General features: G+C 67.9%; 15 protein-coding genes. 9 read left to right on the top strand and 6 right to left on the bottom strand.

Annotated elements, in window-relative coordinates; genetic code table 11:
• Positions 1 to 42: 42 nt before the first annotated feature.
• The 6 genes from dapE to map are packed head-to-tail and all read right to left on the bottom strand — an operon-like array spanning position 43 to position 6,915.
• The gene (gene dapE / locus ACMZPQ_RS04925) at positions 43 to 1,170 is read right to left on the bottom strand and encodes a succinyl-diaminopimelate desuccinylase (RefSeq protein WP_197580660.1); all 1,128 of its coding nucleotides are present in this window, start codon (positions 1,168 to 1,170) and stop codon (positions 43 to 45) included.
• Positions 1,167 to 1,538, bottom strand: coding sequence for an arsenate reductase (locus ACMZPQ_RS04920; RefSeq protein ID WP_008266886.1), 372 nt, complete (start codon positions 1,536 to 1,538; stop codon positions 1,167 to 1,169). The genes dapE and ACMZPQ_RS04920 overlap by 4 nt, the downstream gene beginning before the upstream one ends.
• A gap of 31 nt (positions 1,539 to 1,569) precedes the next feature.
• Complete coding sequence (locus ACMZPQ_RS04915; RefSeq protein WP_197580661.1) at positions 1,570 to 2,436, bottom strand: hypothetical protein; 867 nt, start codon at positions 2,434 to 2,436, stop codon at positions 1,570 to 1,572.
• Positions 2,437 to 2,438: 2 nt separating this feature from the next.
• Positions 2,439 to 3,500, bottom strand: a complete 1,062-nt coding sequence (gene dapD / locus ACMZPQ_RS04910) for a 2,3,4,5-tetrahydropyridine-2,6-dicarboxylate N-succinyltransferase (protein ID WP_197580662.1) — start codon at positions 3,498 to 3,500, stop codon at positions 2,439 to 2,441.
• Positions 3,500 to 6,109 (bottom strand): [protein-PII] uridylyltransferase, encoded by a 2,610-nt coding sequence (locus ACMZPQ_RS04905; RefSeq protein WP_495495826.1) that lies wholly within the window; start codon positions 6,107 to 6,109, stop codon positions 3,500 to 3,502. The genes dapD and ACMZPQ_RS04905 overlap by 1 nt, the downstream gene beginning before the upstream one ends.
• Positions 6,110 to 6,129: 20 nt before the next feature.
• Positions 6,130 to 6,915, bottom strand: coding sequence for a type I methionyl aminopeptidase (gene map / locus ACMZPQ_RS04900; RefSeq protein ID WP_414486003.1), 786 nt, complete (start codon positions 6,913 to 6,915; stop codon positions 6,130 to 6,132).
• Between the two features lie 230 nt (positions 6,916 to 7,145).
• Here map and ACMZPQ_RS04895 point away from each other — a divergent pair, with 230 nt between their 5' ends.
• The 9 genes from ACMZPQ_RS04895 to ACMZPQ_RS04855 all read left to right on the top strand — a co-directional run bounded on the left by ACMZPQ_RS04895 (position 7,146) and on the right by ACMZPQ_RS04855 (position 16,905).
• The gene (locus tag ACMZPQ_RS04895) at positions 7,146 to 7,676 is read left to right on the top strand and encodes a spore coat protein U domain-containing protein (protein WP_197580665.1); all 531 of its coding nucleotides are present in this window, start codon (positions 7,146 to 7,148) and stop codon (positions 7,674 to 7,676) included.
• A complete protein-coding gene (locus ACMZPQ_RS04890; RefSeq protein ID WP_197580666.1) occupies positions 7,676 to 8,425 on the top strand; it encodes a fimbrial biogenesis chaperone in 750 nt (249 codons plus the stop codon). The genes ACMZPQ_RS04895 and ACMZPQ_RS04890 overlap by 1 nt, the downstream gene beginning before the upstream one ends.
• A 7-nt stretch (positions 8,426 to 8,432) precedes the next feature.
• Entirely contained in the window at positions 8,433 to 10,811 is a 2,379-nt protein-coding gene (locus tag ACMZPQ_RS04885; RefSeq protein ID WP_197580667.1) for a fimbria/pilus outer membrane usher protein, read from the top strand.
• On the top strand, positions 10,808 to 11,842 hold the full coding sequence (locus ACMZPQ_RS04880; RefSeq protein WP_197580668.1) for a Csu type fimbrial protein: 1,035 nt from the start codon (positions 10,808 to 10,810) through the stop codon (positions 11,840 to 11,842). The genes ACMZPQ_RS04885 and ACMZPQ_RS04880 overlap by 4 nt, the downstream gene beginning before the upstream one ends.
• 301 nt (positions 11,843 to 12,143) lie before the next feature.
• Positions 12,144 to 12,389, top strand: coding sequence for a hypothetical protein (locus ACMZPQ_RS04875; protein ID WP_414486001.1), 246 nt, complete (start codon positions 12,144 to 12,146; stop codon positions 12,387 to 12,389).
• Entirely contained in the window at positions 12,389 to 13,087 is a 699-nt protein-coding gene (locus tag ACMZPQ_RS04870) for a fimbrial biogenesis chaperone (protein WP_197580669.1), read from the top strand. The genes ACMZPQ_RS04875 and ACMZPQ_RS04870 overlap by 1 nt, the downstream gene beginning before the upstream one ends.
• Positions 13,088 to 13,306: 219 nt before the next feature.
• Positions 13,307 to 14,113 (top strand): 30S ribosomal protein S2, encoded by an 807-nt coding sequence (gene rpsB / locus ACMZPQ_RS04865; RefSeq protein WP_006427162.1) that lies wholly within the window; start codon positions 13,307 to 13,309, stop codon positions 14,111 to 14,113.
• A 126-nt stretch (positions 14,114 to 14,239) separates the two neighbouring features.
• Positions 14,240 to 15,115, top strand: coding sequence for a translation elongation factor Ts (gene tsf / locus ACMZPQ_RS04860; protein WP_197580670.1), 876 nt, complete (start codon positions 14,240 to 14,242; stop codon positions 15,113 to 15,115).
• A 251-nt stretch (positions 15,116 to 15,366) separates the two neighbouring features.
• Positions 15,367 to 16,905, top strand: coding sequence for a sensor domain-containing diguanylate cyclase (locus tag ACMZPQ_RS04855; RefSeq protein ID WP_197580671.1), 1,539 nt, complete (start codon positions 15,367 to 15,369; stop codon positions 16,903 to 16,905).
• Positions 16,906 to 17,023 lie beyond the last annotated feature (118 nt).

Raw genomic sequence — 17,023 nt, 5'->3', positions numbered from 1 at the left:
GCCGGAGGTGTGCCGACCAACGGTCGGCACCCACCCTCCCCCTCACACCAGCAGCCGTTCCACCAGCCGCTGGTACAGGCCCGGCAGCGCTTCCAGCTCGTCCACGCGCACGTTCTCGTCCACCTGGTGGATGCTGGCGTTGACCGGCCCTACTTCGATGCACTGCGCACCCAGCGGCGCGATGAAGCGCGCGTCGGAGGTACCGCCACCGGTGCTTTCTTCCGGCGCACGACCGATGTGTTCGGCCAGCACGGCACGCGCAGTGGCACGCAGCGTGCCTTCCGGGGTGTAGAACGGCTCGCCGCTGCGATGCCATTTCAGCGTGTACTGCAGGCCATGCCGGTCGAGCAGTGCAGCGATCTCCGCCTCCAGCCTCGGCGCGTCCCAGTGCGGGTTGTAGCGGATGTTGAAATCCACCTCCAGTTCGCCGGGAATCACGTTGTTGGCGCCGGTGCCGGCATGGATGTTGGAGATCTGCAGGCTGGTCGGCGGGAAGCTTTCGTAGCCCTCGTCCCAGCGCCGCCCACTCAGTTCGGCCAGCGCAGGCGCGGCCTGGTGGATGGGGTTGCGCGCCTTTTCCGGATACGCCACATGGCCTTGCACGCCCTGCACGCGCAGCTTGGCCGACAGGCTGCCGCGACGGCCGACACGCAGCAGATCGCCGAGCGTCGTCGTGGACGACGGCTCACCGGTGATGCACCAGTCGATGCGCTGGCCGCGCTCGGCAAACAGCCGTGCGACATGGCGCACGCCATCAATGGCATCGCCTTCTTCGTCGCTGGTCAGGAGCACCGCCAGCGTGCCGGGATGATCGGGGTGCGCCGCGACAAACTGCTCGGCGGCGACCACGAACGCGGCCACGCTGCCCTTCATGTCGGCCGTGCCACGGCCATACAGCACGCCGTCACGGATCGTCGGCGTGAACGGGTCGCTCGCCCATGCCTCGCGTGGACCGGGCGGCACCACGTCGGTGTGTCCCAGCAGCACCAGTACCGGCGCGCCGTGGCCGTGGGTTGCCCACAGGTTGTCGACCTCGCCCAGGCGCAGATGGTCGCAGCGGAACCCGGCCTGCTTCAGCCGTGCCGCCAGCAGCGCCTGGCAGCCGGCGTCGTCCGGCGTCACCGAGGGCCGAGCGATCAGCTCGCTGGCCAGGTCGAGAACCGCGCTCACGCGCCACCCACGCCGAAGCGTGCCTTGAAGCCGTTGTCACTGAAGCCCTGGCTGACCGTACCGTCGGCGGTGACCACCACGGGGCGCTTGATCAGCTGCGGATACTCGCGAAGCAGCAGCTTCCATTCGGCATCGGACTCGGCCGCCTTGCGGTTGTCCGGCAATTGCCGCCAGGTGGTGGAGGACTTGTTCACCATCGCCGCCAGGCCGCCCAGCTGCGCAGCCCATTCCAGCAACGTTTCCGGGCTGGGCTTGTTGTCGCGGTAGTCGACGAAGGTGTACGGCACGCCGAAGCGGTCCAGCCACTTGGTCGCCTTCTTGCAGGTATCGCAGTTCTTCAAACCGTAGACAGTGGTGCTCATGGCCATCTGTGATGCTGGAAAACAGAGGGCCAGAATCTCACAACAGGCGCTCGGACACGACCCGGAACGGCACCGCCGGCAGCCGGAAGGCGAGCCCCTCGTGCAACGCCACGCCCATCGCCTGCAGCCTCGGGCAGTAGGACTCGCCCTCCAGCTGCAGCGGTTGCAGCTGGGTGACATCCACCGGCAGATCGATGCGGGTGCTGGCCCAGCGCCGATCGCAGGTCCGCGCGATGGCCTCGTCCTGGCAGGTCAGGAAGCGCAGCCGTGCGTCATGGCCATCGCAGAATCCGGCCCATGCCGCTGGGTTCTCGCCTTCTGCTGCGCGCCACTGCAGATGCAGGGGTGGGGCACTGCCCTGCCCGCCTTCGATCAGCGTGTGGCCATGACCCGCGGCATCCAGCACATGTTCAAAGCGGGTGGATAGATGCGGCTGCATCGCATCGCTGAACGCACGCGCGCCGGCCACGAAGGCCCGCTGGTCCATCACGTTGCGGTCGAACAGCACCACCGGCGTCCCGTCCGGAGCATCGTCGCGGCGCAGGTACCAGCGCCAGTTGCTCTGGCGTGGCGAGGGCATCAGCCTGCGCAACGATCCGGCCAGCGCGGGGCCGAAATGCCCGTGGCGGTAGCTGAGGATGGTGTACGGCGTGCGCCCTTCATGCACGACGTAGTGATGGCCCGGCGGCGGCGGCGGTGCCTGCCGCACGTCGACCCACCAGCTCACATACACCACATCGCGCACGTCGCTGACCAGCGCCGGCATCGGCCAGCGCCGCGACAGCGCGCGCCGCAGCCGGGTCCAGCGCGGGGCATGCAGCAGGCGCAGCAGCACCCGCCCGAACAGGGTGTCGGACGGATGCTGGTAGATCGCGGACTGCGCCAGATCCTCCGGCGCCGTCACCTTCAGTCGGCCAGGCCGCGCAGCAGGTCGTTGACGCTGGTCTTGCTGCGGGTCTTGGCATCAACCTGCTTGACGATCACCGCGCAGTACAGCGAATGGGTGCCGTCCTTGCTCGGCAGCGAGCCGGACACCACCACGCTGTACGGCGGGATGTAGCCGTAGCTGATCTCGCCGGTGGCGCGGTTGTAGATGCGCGTGCTCTGGCTGAGGAACACGCCCATGCCGATCACGCTGTGGTGGCCGACCACCACGCCTTCCACCACTTCCGAACGCGCACCGATGAAGCAGTGGTCTTCGATGATGGTCGGGCTGGCCTGCAGCGGTTCCAGCACGCCGCCGATACCGGCACCGCCGGACAGGTGGCAGTGCTGGCCGATCTGCGCGCAGGAGCCGACGGTGGCCCAGGTATCGACCATGGTGCCTTCCCCGACGTAGGCACCGATGTTGGTGAAGCTCGGCATCAGCACCACGTCCTTGCCGAAGTAGGTACCGCGGCGGGCGATCGCGCCCGGCACCACGCGCACGCCACCCCGGCGGAACTTCGCTTCGTCATAACCGGCGAAACGCGATTCGACCTTGTCCCAGAACGGTGCGGGGCGCGCATCGACCACCGCCATGTCGTTGACGCGGAAGTACAGCAGCACCGCCTTCTTCAGCCACTCGTTGACCTTCCAGCCACCGTGGCCATCCGGCTCGGCAACGCGGAATTCCCCGCTTTCCAGGCCATCGATCACGCGGTTGACCAGCGGTTTGGTCGAGCCTTCCAGCTCATGCAGGGTCAACGTGGCGCGGCGCTCGAAAGCGCTCTCGATACCGAACTTCAGCTCCTCCACGCCCGGCGCGGCCGGCTTGCGCAGCGACTTGCGGGCAATGGTTTCGGCGCGAGTGGCTTCGGCGCTCTTGGCCGGAATCTTCTTCGGCGCAGCCAGCTTTTTCGCCGGGGCCTTGGCCGCTGCGGCCTTCTTCGGCGCGGCGGCCTTCTTCGCGGCCGGCGCGGCGGCAGGTTTCTTGGCCGCTGCGGCCTTCGGGGTCGCGGCGGTCTTCTTGGCAGGCTTGGTGGCCATCAGGCGGGGTCTCCGGCGTTTCGATCAGGGTCCAGGCAGGCCAGCATCGCGTCATGCAGCTGCTGCCGGGCAGGTTCAGTCAGGGGGAGGTCGTGTTCGTCACTGATCACGAAGGTGTCTTCGGCGCGTTCGCCGAACGTGGCAATGCGCGCATCATGCACGCGCAGGCCCTGGTTGCGCAGCACGAATGCCACGTCGGCCAGCAGGCCGGGGCGGTCGGGTGCGACCAGGGCAAAGCGGGTCGCGCCGGGCTCATCGCGGAACTCGATGCGCGGGGCAAAGCGGAAATGGCGCAGCTGCCGTGGCACCACCCGGCGCGATGGCCGCAGGCGGGTCAGGTCACCGCTGAGCGCCTCGCGCAGCGCGGCTTCCAGGTTGGCGCTGCTGCCATCGGCAAAGCTGTCGGCCGGGCTCACCTCGAAGGTATCGAAGATGGTGTCGACCGGGCCGTCCAGCACGCGCGCACGGTGGATGCCATAGCCCTTGCGATCCAGGGTCATCACGATGGCGGCGAACAGGCCGTCGCGGTCCGGCGAATGCACGAACACTTCCAATGCGGGGTCGTCGACGCTGATCCGGCGCACCTTCACCAGCGCCTGCCCCTGCTTCACCGGCACCAGCGCGGCGGCCTGCCAGGCCAGCTGTTCCGGGCGCAGGCGGATGAAGCCTTCATCGGGCATCACCGCGAACTGGCGGTCGATGGTGGCATCGTCATAGCCCTGCTCGCGCACCAGCGCGCGCACACTGTCGCGCGCCTCGGCCACGCGCTCGGCCGCCGGCACCGGATGTTCCAGCCCCTCGCGCAGCGCGCGCCGGGTGGCGAAGTACAGGTCGGCCAGCAGGCGGTCCTTCCAGGCGTTCCACAACTTCGGACTGGTGCCGGCGATGTCGGCGCAGGTCAGCAGGTACAGGTAATCCAGGCGATCACGGCTGCCGACCAGGGTGGCGAAACGATGGATCACCACCGGATCGGCGATGTCCTGCTTCTGCGCGGTCACCGACATGCGCAGGTGCTGCTCGACCAGCCACGCCACCAGCTCGGTATCGGTGCCACTGAGCGCATGCGCCTGGCAGAACGCGCGCGCGTCCACCGCGCCCAGCTCCGAATGGTCGCCGCCGCGGCCCTTGGCGATGTCATGGAACAGGCCGGCCAGCAGCAACAGCTCCGGCTTGCGCAGGCGCGGCCACACTTCATGCGCGATCGAGAAGCGCTCATCGGCACGGCTGCTGGCGAACAGGCCGATGTTGCGCAGGACCATCAGCGTGTGCTGGTCGACGGTATAGACATGGAACAGGTCGAACTGCATGCGCCCGCTGACCTGGGCAAACGCGGGAATCCACTGGCCAAGCACGCCCAACCGTGCCATGCGCGAGAGCGTGTCGACCGGGCGCTGGCCACGCAGCAGGGACAGGAACTGCTCGCGCGCATCGCTGTCGGCCTGGTCGTAGGCCGGCAGCAGCGGCAGCGCTTCGGCCAGCGCGCGCGCGGTCAGCGAATGCAGGCCGCGCACCTGTGGATTGTTGGCCCAGCTGGCGAACAGCGCGAACACCTGGCCGATATCGCCGCACGGCCAGCGGGCATCATTTGCGGCCAGGTAGCCGCGGCGCAGGGAAAAGCCGACCGTCAGCGGTTCCGGCTGTGCCTCGCCATCGAACTGTTCCTCGAAACGCTGCAGCAGTCGGTCACTGATCCGCCGCACCACAAGCGCAGCGCGGTAGAAGCCCTGCATCATTTTTTCGACACCGAGATTCTCGGCATCGTCTTCAAAGCCCAGGCGCGCGGCCAGGGTCTTCTGGTAGTCGAAGCGCAGGCGTTCTTCCGGGCGGCGCGCCACCAGGTGTAGGCCGAAACGCAGCCGCGCCAGCACCGCGCGCTCGCGCTTCAGTGCAGCCGCTTCATCGGCACCCAGATGGCCGAGCCCGACCAGTGCCTCCAGATCGCGCACGCCGAACGCACGCAGCGCCATCCAGCCCAGCGTGTTCAGATCGCGCAGGCCGCCCGGGCCATCCTTCAGGTCCGGCTCCAGGTTGTCGGCGGTATCGCCGAAACGCTGGTGGCGGTTGCGCAGTTCTTCCAGCTTGGCCAGGAAGAAAGCGCGTGCCGGCCACAATTCGCGGTCGTCGATGGCCACGCGCAGCGCGCGGCGCGTGGCCTCTTCGGCCAGGATCGGGCGTGCCTCGATCAGCGCGGTCAGCACCGTCTGGTCGGCGGCGGCCTCGCGGCACTGCGCAGCCGAGCGCACGGCGTGGCTGACCGCCAGCCCGCAATCCCACAACAGCGCGAACAGGCGTGCCAATGCGGGCTCATGGGCAAGCTGTGCCGGCGGATCGCCGAACACCAGCAGGTCGATGTCCGAGCGGGGAAACAGTTCACCACGGCCGTAGCCGCCGACCGCGAACAGCGACAGCCCGCTGTCAGCCGGCAGGCAACGCTGCCAGGCCAGGCGGATCAGATGGTCGGCTGCGCGCGCGCGCAGCGCCAGCAGGCGCTCGATGTTGTCGCCCTGGTCGAAACGGCGGTACAGCCGCGCATCGGCCTGCTGCAGCGCCTGGCGCGCGGCAGCAGCCCAGTCCGGGTCGTTGAGCGACGCGGCCGGCGTGTCCAGCAGCGAACTCGCCGGCAGCATCCTCAGGAGACCTGCGACTCGCCCGGCGACAGGGTCAGCACGTCCACGCCGGTCTCGGTGACCGCGATCATGTGCTCCCACTGTGCCGACAGCTTGCGGTCCTTGGTCACCACGGTCCAGCCATCCGGCAGCACCTTGTTGTAGCGGGTGCCCTCGTTGATCATCGGCTCGATGGTGAAGGTCATGCCCGGCTGCAGCACCAGGCCCTGGCCCGGGCGGCCGTAATGCACCACCTGCGGCTCGTCGTGATAGACCTTGCCGATGCCGTGGCCGCAGTACTCGCGCACCACGCTGAAGCGCTCGCCTTCGGCGTAGCTCTGGATGGCATGGCCGATGTCGCCCAGCGTCGCGCCCGGACGCACCGCGCGGATGCCGCGCCACATGGCTTCATAGGTGGCTTCCACCAGGCGGCGGGCCATTACCGACGGGGTGCCGACGAAGTACATGCGGCTGGTGTCACCGTGCCAACCGTCCTTGATGACGGTGACGTCGATATTGATGATGTCGCCGTCCTTGAGCACCTTCCCTTCGCTGGGGATGCCATGGCAGATGACGTTGTTGACCGACGTGCACACGGTCTTGGGGAAGCCGCGGTAGCCGACGTTGGCCGGAATGGCGCCCTGCACGTTCACGATGTGGTCGTGGCAGATGCGGTCCAGTTCCTCGGTGGTGACACCGGGCTTGACGTGGGGGGTGACGATGTCGAGCACTTCGCTGGCCAGCCGGCCGGCGATTCGCATCATCTCGATTTCCTGCGGGGTTTTCAGATTCACGCTCATGCCCGCCATTATCGCCGATCCGGGCGCAATCTGAACGAACGCCACCCAACTGGCGTTCCAGGCCATGCACGGTTCCGGCAAGGAAAGTGAAAGCGTGACGGACTCCGCCCTTTCGGATCCCTATTTATCACGGATTACAGACACTTGCGCTGCCTAAGCTGCCCCCAGCATCGTCAAAGCGGCACCGATCGTGCCGTCTTCGCCTTGTTCAACAGACCTTCGGGTCAGGGAGGTTGTCCATGCGATCCCCAGTACGATCCCCGCTGGCTTGGGCCATGGCCGGGCTGCTGATGTCCAGCCCGGTGCTGGCCGCCGATACCACCACCTTCAACGTCACCCTGGTGGTCACCAAGGCCTGCACCATCACCGCTGCGGCGGCCACCAATGTCGATTTCGGCACTGCCGCTTCCACCACGGCCACGCCCACGCTGGGCCAGGGCACGGTGACCGCGCAGTGCTCGGCGTTGACCCCGTACACGATTTCGCTGAATGCGGGCGCCAATGCCGCCACCGCCAACGACGTCACCACGCGCCGGATGAAGAACACCAACGCCGCGGTGACCGCCAACAACTTCGTCGGCTACCAGCTCTACCAGGATGCTGCGCACACGCTGGTATGGGGGGCCACCACCGGTACCAACACCCAGGCGGGGATCGGCACCGGCCTGGCGGTGCCCTACATCGTCTACGGCCAGATCCTGAACCTGAGCACGAACAACCCGGCAACCGGCAACTACCTGGATACGATCACCGCCACGATCACCTATTGATGGAGCACGCCCGCATGGCCGGACCCCGCCCGTGGCGCGCCACCGGCGTGGCGCTGCTCGCCCTCTGCCTGCTGGCAGCCTCCACGGCAGGCGCCACCAGCCTGCAGGTGGCCCCTACCAGCCTGCAGCTGGAAGCCCGCCAACGCGCCGGCGAACTGTGGCTCACCAACAGCGGCACGTCACCGGTGAAGCTGCAGGTGCGCCTGTTCCGCTGGGTCCAGCAGAACGGACAGGAGCAGCTGCTGCCCACCGATGAACTGGTTGCCACCCCGCCGATGCAGGAATTGGCGGCCGGGCAGCAGCAGCTGGTGCGGGTGATGCGGCCCAACCGCGAGCCGCCGCCAGCACAGCAGTACTTCCGGCTGATTGTCGACGAGGTGCCCGATCTGGCCACCCGCGCCGATGGCATGCAGTTCGTGCTGCGCTATTCGATTCCGGTCTTCGTGCAGCCGGCATCGGGCAAGCTGGCCGCGCGACTGCAGGCCCGGCTGGTGCGGCTGGACGATGGCCGCGACGGCGTGGAGGTGTCCAATTCCGGCGACAGCTACGCGCAGATCGCCGACCTCGCACTGGGCAGTGCCCAGCGCCCTCGCATCGTGCACCCTGGCCTGCTGGGCTACGTGCTGCCCGGCCAGGTGATGCGCTGGCCGCTCGAACGCACGGCGATCGACCGCGACAACGACCAGATCACGGCCAAGCTCAATGGCGAGTCGGAACAGACGCCACTGTCGCCACCACCGGCTCGCTGAGGCGTTGATGGGCGCGCTGCTTGCTGCCCTGGCTCCTGCGGCGACCGAAGCCGCCGATGTGTCCGGCATGGCGGCCAGTGGCGCTGCGGATGTCTCCGGCGTGTCCGCCGATGCCATCCTGCCACCCCCTACCCCGCTCACGGCCAGCCAGACGCTGTACCTGGACGTATCGCTCAACAGCACACCGCGTGGCCTGCTGCCATTCACCGACAACCGGGGTCGGCTTGAGGCCAGCCCCGAAGTGCTGCGCCAGCTGGGTTTCAACGCCAGCGGCGACGCCCCGGTCTACCTGGACCAGATCAGCGGCGCGGTGGTGCGCTATGACGCGCACATGCAGACCCTGGCGCTGGATGTACCGCTGGACCAGTTGACCCTGCCGACCACCGTGCTCAGCCGACCACAGGCGCGCGCACCCGCTGGCAGTGCATCGCCCGGCGTGCTGTTCAACTACGACGTCTACGGCAGCCGGGTGGATACGCTGGGCAGCCTCAGCCTGAGCTCGGAACTGCGCCTGTTCGGCATCGGCAACGGCACCTTCGAGAACACCGCGATCAGCCGTCGCTACCAGCAGCCGGGCGACCGTCGCTGGCGCGGTGAGAGCGTGCGCCTGGACACGCGCTGGAGCCTGGATTTCCCCGACCAGGCGATGACCCTGGAGGTTGGCGACTTCTACAGCGGCTTCGTCGACTGGACCCGGCCGGTGCGCCTGGGCGGCCTGCAGATCGGCCGAAACTATGGCCTGCAGCCGTATCGCGTGCTGACGCCTACCCCCAGCTTCCTCGGCCAGGCGGTGGTGCCCTCCACGGTCGAGCTGTATGTCGACGGCCTGCGCCAGTACAGCGGACAGGTGCCGGTCGGCCCGTTCCAGCTGGCCGCGCAACCCGGCATCAGCGGCACCGGCAACGCACAGGTGGTGGTGACCGATGCGTTCGGCCGCATGCAGACGCTGGATTTCAGCTTCTACGGCACCCAGCAGCTGCTGGCCAAGGGCCTGTCGGACTGGTCGCTCGGCGTTGGACGCCTGCGCGAGGACTTCGGCCAGCGCTCGTTCACCTATGACGACCGCACGGTCGCCAGCGCCAGCTGGCGCGGCGGCGTCACGGATACCTTTACCGGCGAGGTGCATGCCGAAGGCGGCGGTGGCCTGGCCCAGGCCGGCCTCGGTGGCTGGTGGCTGCTCGGCGGTGCCGGCGTGTTCAATGCCGCCTACGCGCACAGCAACTACCACGGCCTGCAGGGCGGGCAATGGGCACTGGGCTACAGCTGGAACAACCGCCGCCTCAACGCCAACCTGCGCACCGTGCGCAGCCACGGCGACTACCGCGATCTGGGCGCGCTGCAGGACAACCTGCCGCCGAGCATCAGCGAACAGGCGACGGTCGGCGTGGATCTGCTGCGGCTGGGCACGCTCAGCGCCAGCTACCTGCGCCTGCGCTATCCCGATGGCGAGGACAACCGCTATGCCAGCCTGTTCTGGTCGCGTAGCTGGAGCCAGCGCTGGTCGGCCTACCTGTCGGTGAACCAGAACCTGGACAGGAGCGACGACCGCAGCATCTATCTGTCGGTGACCGCCAGTCTCGGCAACAACCGCCAGGCCAGCCTGTCCAGCCAGCGCAATGGCGACAGCCAGAGCTGGGTGGCCGATGTCACCCAGCCGGTGCCCGGCGATGGCAGTGCCGGCGGTGTCGGCTGGCGTGCCCAGGTCCGTCATGGCGAAGACGGCAATGGCGGCCTGGCCGAGGTCGGCATCCTCAACGATGTCGGCCGCTACTCGTTCGGTGCGTCGCGCCAGGGCAGCCTCAACTATGCCTACGCCAGTGCCAGCGGCAGCCTGGTGTGGATGGGCGGGCACGCCTTTGCTACCCGCGAGGTCTCCGATGCGTTCGCGGTGATCAGCACCAACGGCGTCGGCGGCGTGCCGGTACGACTGGAGAACCGCCTGATCGGCGTCACCGACGATCGTGGCCTGCTGCTGGTCAGCCCGCTGTTGTCGTGGCAGCGCAACCGGGTTTCGATCGACACGCTCGACCTGCCCGAGGACATGCGCGCCGACCGCATCGAGGACTGGGTGACGCCGCGCCAGCGGGCAGGCACCCGGGTCACCTTCCAGCTGCGTTCGCGGCCCTCGCTGAGCCTGACCCTGCAGGGCATGGACGGGCAACCGCTGGAGGTCGGCAGCGAAGTGCAGCTGCCCGATGGCCGCCAGGCGACCGTCGGCTATGACGGCCTGCTCTACCTTGAGGATGTGGCCGCGGGCAGCACGCTGTACGTCACCACCAGCCGCGGCCAGTGCCGGGTGAAGGTGCCGGACCTGCCCAAGGTGGTGGCCTCCGGCGCGCGGCCGAAGCCGGCACCGCTGCAGTGCATCCCGGAGGTGGCGCCATGAGGGTGCTGCTGCTTGGCCTGCTGCTGGTGGCCGGGCTGCTGGCCGCGGCACCGGCGCGCGCCGTCGCGGTCTGCACGGCCATCGCCGACCCGACACTGCCGTTCGGCAACATCAACAGCAATGCGCCCGGCGCAACCACGGGCACGCTCAACATCACGGTCAACTGCACCACCGCCGCGCTGAGCCTGCTGGCCACCACCGGCGTGCGGGTGTGCGTGGGCATCGGCGCCGGCAGCGGTGGCGGCAGCAGTGCCAGCTGGCGGACGATGAAGACCGGCACCAACGACAGCATGAATTTCCAGCTCTACAACACCTCCAACTTCAGCCAGGTGACCGGCTTGACCCCGCGCGGCACGCCGCCGGCGCAGGAGCTGACCTTGACCTACAACGTGCCCCTGACCGGCGGCAACGGCACGCAGGCCACACAGCTGTTCGCGCAGATCCCGGCCAATCAGATCCTGGCCTCGGGCGCGTACAGCAGCACCTTCAGCGGCGCCAACGTGGTGCTGACCTGGGCGTGGAATGAAGTACTGCTTGGCACCGCAACGGTTCCAGCCACCTGCAACGGTGGCGCCACCGGCACCAACAGCGCCAGCGCCGCGTTCAGCTTCACCGCCACCGCCAACGTGCTGCCGCAATGCGGCAGCTACGTCACCACCAACATGAACTTCGGCAACGTCACCGGGGGCATCCCGGCCAACATCGACCAGACCGCCACCCTCACCCTGACCTGCCTGAAGAACACCGCCTACCAGATCAGCCTGGACAACGGCCAGAACAACCCCACGGCCACCAGTACGCGGCGCATGGCGACCATTGTTGGCGCCGGCACCTACTACCTCACCTATGAGCTGTACCGCGATGCGGCGCGCAGCCTGCGCTGGGGCAACACCCTCACCGTCGATACCGTTGGCGGCACCGGGAGTGGCAGTGCGCAGCAGCTGACCATCTATGGCCGAGTGCCACCGGTCACCGGCCAGCCACCTGCCGGCACCTACAACGATCTGGTGCAGGTGACGATCACCTACTGACGCGCGTGCCGACCAACGGTCGGCACCCACCGGGCAGGATTGGAATGGTCGGCATCCACCGGGATGGGTTGGGAATGGTCGGCACCCACCGGGCAGGTTTGGAGTGGTCGGCACCCACCGGAATGGGTTTGGAATGGTCGGCACCCACCGGGCAGGTTTGGAATGGTCGGCACGCACCGGGATGGGTTGGGTAGATCCACGCCATGCGTGGATGACGGCGCAGTCGAGCAAGCTCGACTCTACAGTTCCTGCCGATCCGGCCGATACCGCGCAACGAGTCTTTCGACACACGGGATGGCAGGTGGTCCGCGCAGTTCTGATCGGGGCGATGCTGGTTGCCAGCACGCCGGCATGGGCCGACCCCAGCACCTCCACGCTACAGATCCGGCTGACGGTGGTCGAAGCCTGCAGCGGTGAAGCCGGTACCCACCGCTGCCCGGTCCCGCAGCAACGCAGCGACGCCGCGCAGCTGCCGGACCAGGTCCGCGATCTCGCGCCACCGTCCACCAACGATGAACCGGTGCCTGCCGTGACCATCATCTACTGATGCGCGCAGCACTGATTGTCCTCGCCTTGCTGCTGGCATTGCCCGCCGCTGCACTGGACCTGTCCCCCACCACCCTGCAGCTGCCGGCCGAAGGCGGCCGCACCGAGCTATGGCTGTACAACCCCGGCCCCGGCCACTGGCAGGGCCAGGTGCGGGTGCTGGCCTGGGAGCAGCAGACCGACGCCGAACGGCTGCGGCCCACCGACCAGATCCTGGCCAGCCCGGTGCGGCTCGACATGGCGCCCGGCGTGCGGCAGCGCGTCTGGCTGCTGCCCGGCCGATCCGAAACCGTCGCTGGCGAACAGGCCTACCGGATCGTGCTGGAGCCCAGCCTCGCGGGCCTGCCACGCTACTCGCTGCCGCTTTTCCGCGGCCAGGCCGCACCCCAGGTGCAGCCCCGCGTGCACGCCCGGATCGAACCCGATGCGTCGCAGCCCTATCTGCGATTGAACAATGCCGGCCCGCTGCACGCCCGCCTCCACGATCTGGTGTTCGTTGCCGAGGATGGCCAGCGCACCCTGCTGCTTCCGGGCCTGGCCGGCTATCTGCTGGCCGGGCACGAGCGCCGCTGGGCGCTGCCGGCCCGCCCCGGCGGTTACCATGGCGGGCATTTCCACGCCCATCTGCAGGATGGTCGCCAGGTCGACCTGACCGCGCCGGACCCGGCAATTGCAGCGAGCGCGCCAAGCGGGCTATAATCGACCGGATTCCTGCCGCCTGCGTGCGCGGGAACCCGTCCACACCGGACGTCACCGGTGAATCCACACCTGCTGCCCCCATCCGTGCCGGGGTGCTCCGCAAGGAGTTCGGCCACGGAGGCAACAGGGAAGCCCAACCCCGGAACCGATCGCGCTTCCATGCGCCCGCATACCTATCCCCGCGGGCGGAATCGCTGGTTCCCCATCAGGAGTATTGCAATGCCCCAGGTCACCATGCGTCAGATGCTGGAAGCCGGCGTCCACTTCGGCCACCAGACCCGCTACTGGAACCCGAAGATGGCTCCGTACATCTTCGGCGCCCGCGGCAAGATCCACATCATCAACCTGGAAAAGACCGTCCCGCTGTTCAACGACGCGATGAACTTCATCTCGTCGGTGGCCCAGAAGCGCGGCACCGTCCTGTTCCTGGGCACCAAGCGCAGCGCCCGCGAAACCATCAAGGAAGAAGCCGAGCGTTGCGGCATGCCGTTCATGAACCAGCGTTGGCTGGGCGGCACCCTGACCAACTTCCGTACCGTCAAGCAGTCGGTTGCCCGCCTGAAGGAACTGGAAGCCGGTGAAACCGACGGCACCTTCGAGAAGCTGGTCAAGCACGAAGTGCTGGGCCTGCGTCGCGAGCGCGACAAGCTGGAAGCCTCGCTGGGCGGCATCAAGGACATGAACCGCCTGCCGGACGCCATCTTCGTGATCGACATCGGCCACGAAGACATCGCGATCAAGGAAGCCAAGAAGCTGGGCATCCCGGTCATCGCCGTGGTCGACACCAACTACAACCCGGAACTGGTTGATTACGCCATCCCGGGCAACGACGACGCCATCCGCGCTGTGCAGCTGTACGCCCGCGCCGCTGCCGACGCCGTGCTGGAAGGCAAGGCTGCTGCTCCGCACGCCGCTTCGGTGCGTGAGGAAGAGTTCGCTGAAGCCGCTGCCGAAGGCGAAGACAAGCCGGCCCGCCGCGCTCCGGCCAAGAAGGCTGCCAAGAAGGGCGACGACGCCCAGGCCTGATCCAGGCCCCGGGGTGGACGCCCGGCGTCCACCCTCCCTGCACGCAGCCCTTGGCGCGTGACAGGACCGTGTCACACGGGCCGGCCACCATGCCGGCCCAACCCCTTTCTTTCGTGAGGTAATCCCGTGGAAATCACTGCTTCCCTGGTCAAGGAACTGCGCGAGCGCACCGGCGCCGGCATGATGGAATGCAAGAAGGCGCTCACCGAAGCCAACGGCGACATCGACGCTGCTGCTGAAGCCATGCGCAAGTCCGGCGCTGCCAAGGCCGACAAGAAGGCTGACCGCGTGGCCGCCGAAGGCCGTCTGGGCCTGGCCCAGGACGGCGGCAAGGCCGTGCTGGTCGAAGTCAACTCGGAAACCGACTTCGTCGCCAACGATGACAACTTCAAGTCCTTCGTCAACGCCGTCGCCGCTGCTGCCCTGGCATCGGGCGCCGACGACGTGGAAGCCGTGAAGGCTGCCACGCTGGCCGACGGCCGCACCGTTGAAGAAGCCCGCGCCACCGCCGTGCAGACCCTGGGTGAGAACATCCAGATCCGTCGCATGGTGAAGATCGATGGCAACAACACCATCGGCGCCTACGTCCACACCAACGGCAAGGTCGGCGTGCTGGTCGACCTGGTCGGCGGCGACGTCGAGCTGGCCCGTGGCCTGGCCATGCACGTGGCCGCGCTGAAGCCGCCGCACAACAAGGCTGCGGACGTTCCGGCCGACTTCGTCGAGAAGGAAAAGGAAATCGAGCTGGCCAAGATGTCCGAGAAGGACCGCGCCAAGCCGGCCGAGATCCTGGAAAAGATCATCAGCGGCAAGATCAACAAGATCGTCAGCGACGTGACCCTGTACGGCCAGACCTACGTGCTGGGCGACACCACCGTCGAGCAGGTGGTCAAGGCCGCTGGCGCCGACGTGGCAGGCTTCAAGCTGCTGATCGTCGGCGAAGGCATCGAGAAGGTGGTGGAAGACTACGCCGCCGAAGTTGCCAAGGCGATGCAGGTCTGATTCCAGCCTTCCGGCTGTGAAGCGACCAGAAGGAGCCGCGGGAAACCGCGGCTCTTTTTTTATCCCCACCGCACCTGTGGGTGCGCACCGTTGGTGCGCACACCGACACCGGCGCCCAAGGGCCTTTGCGTTGCGCGCGAATCAAGCCGATACTCGGCACAGGGAATCAACAGTCACTTAGCAGGAACGAAAATCGCGGACTGTGATGCATTCCTAGGTATTCTTGTCCCAATGGAATTGAACGACCCGACATGCCTCCCGAGCTGACAGCTGCCCTGGCGCTCTGCCGCAACCTGCCTTCGCCACCCGGTATTGCCCTGCGCATCATCGAACTGGCCCAGGACCCGGAAGCGGATATCGCCACCGCCGCCGACATCATCGCCATCGACATGGCGTTGAGCGCTCGCATGCTGCGCATCGCCAATTCGCCGCTGTACGCCAGCCGGCGCCGGATCGAGAACCTTGGCCAGGCGCTGACCATGCTCGGCCTGAATGCCACGATCAGTCTCGCGCTCGGCTTCACGGTCACACAGGGGCTGACCGGGGGCGGTGGCGCCGACCACGACCTGCGCCAGCGCGCCTGGAAGCGCAGCATCCTCAGCGCCCTTGCCGCCAGCCAGCTCGGCCAGGCCCGCGGACTTCGCCGCCTGGAAGAGCTGATGCTGGCCGGCCTGCTGCAGGACCTGGGCATCCTGTGCCTGGCCCAGGCCGAGGCGGAACGCTACCTGCCGCTGCTGCGCGAAGCGCGCGACAACCCCGACCTGGTCGGGCGCGAGCGCGACGAACTGGGCTGCAGCCACGCCGACGTCGGCGCCTGGGTGGCCGAGCAATGGGGCCTGCCGCGCTATCTGGTGGAGAGCATCCGCCACAGCGAGGACCAGGGCGCCGCCGAATCGCCGTTCCAGGCCTGCGTGCAGCTGTCCGGGGCCGTGGCCGACATCTGGCTGGACGACGATGCGGACACCGCGCGCGAGCGCGCCCTGCAGCAGGTCCACGACGGCCTGGAGCTGGACAGCGCGCGCTTCGACCAGGTCCTGGCCCGCATCAGCGAGGCCCTGCCGGACATCGCCAGCCTGTTCGAGGCGGGCCTGAATTCTCCGCTGCGCGTGCGCGAACTGATTGACCATGCACAGGAGCTGGCCACCCTGCGCAACCTGCGCGAACTGCAGGATGCCGACCAGGCACGCCGTCGTGCCGACGAATTCGAGGCGCGCGCCAAGCGGCTGGCCGACCAGGCCCATCGCGATGCGCTGACCGGCGTGCTCAACCGCCGCCAGCTGGAAGCCGTGCTGGAGCAGGAATTCCTGCGCGCCGGCCGCCAGGGCTGGCCGCTGTCGGTGGCCTTCATCGACCTGGACGACTTCAAGAAGATCAATGACGCGCACGGCCACCTGACCGGCGACGAGGTGCTGCGCGCCTTCGCCGGCAAGCTGCAGGGCCAGCTGCGCAACAGCGACACCGTGGCCCGCTTCGGCGGCGAGGAGTTCGTCGCGCTGCTGCCCAACACCAGCGAGACGGTGGCCCTTGACGTGATCCGCCGGGTACTGGCCAACATCGTCGCCACGCCGATGGCCGAACTGGAGGGCGGGCCGCTGTTCGTCACCTTCTCCGCCGGCGTGGCCACCCAGGGCGGGTATGAGCGCTTCGCCGACGTGCAGGACCTGCTGCGCGCGGCCGATGACGTGCTGTACCGCTCCAAGAACCTGGGCCGCAACCGGGTGATCGCCCGCTCCCCCGGCGCCCTCGGCCATGACGAGCTGTCGGCGACGGCCGGCGCCGAGCTGGGCTGAACCGGAAGCCCGTGCGACCGGGGCAGAGGCCTGGATTCTGCGCCGCAGTGCACAAAACACTTTGGCCCGACGCCGCATGCGCGTAGAATCGCCCGCGATTTCCACGCACCCGAGGTCC

This window comes from Stenotrophomonas maltophilia (genome assembly GCF_047497515.2).
In the GTDB taxonomy this organism is placed as follows: Bacteria; Pseudomonadota; Gammaproteobacteria; order Xanthomonadales; family Xanthomonadaceae; genus Stenotrophomonas.
Note: the sequence above shows the minus strand (reverse complement) of the source record. Positions and strands in the feature narration are given on the sequence as shown.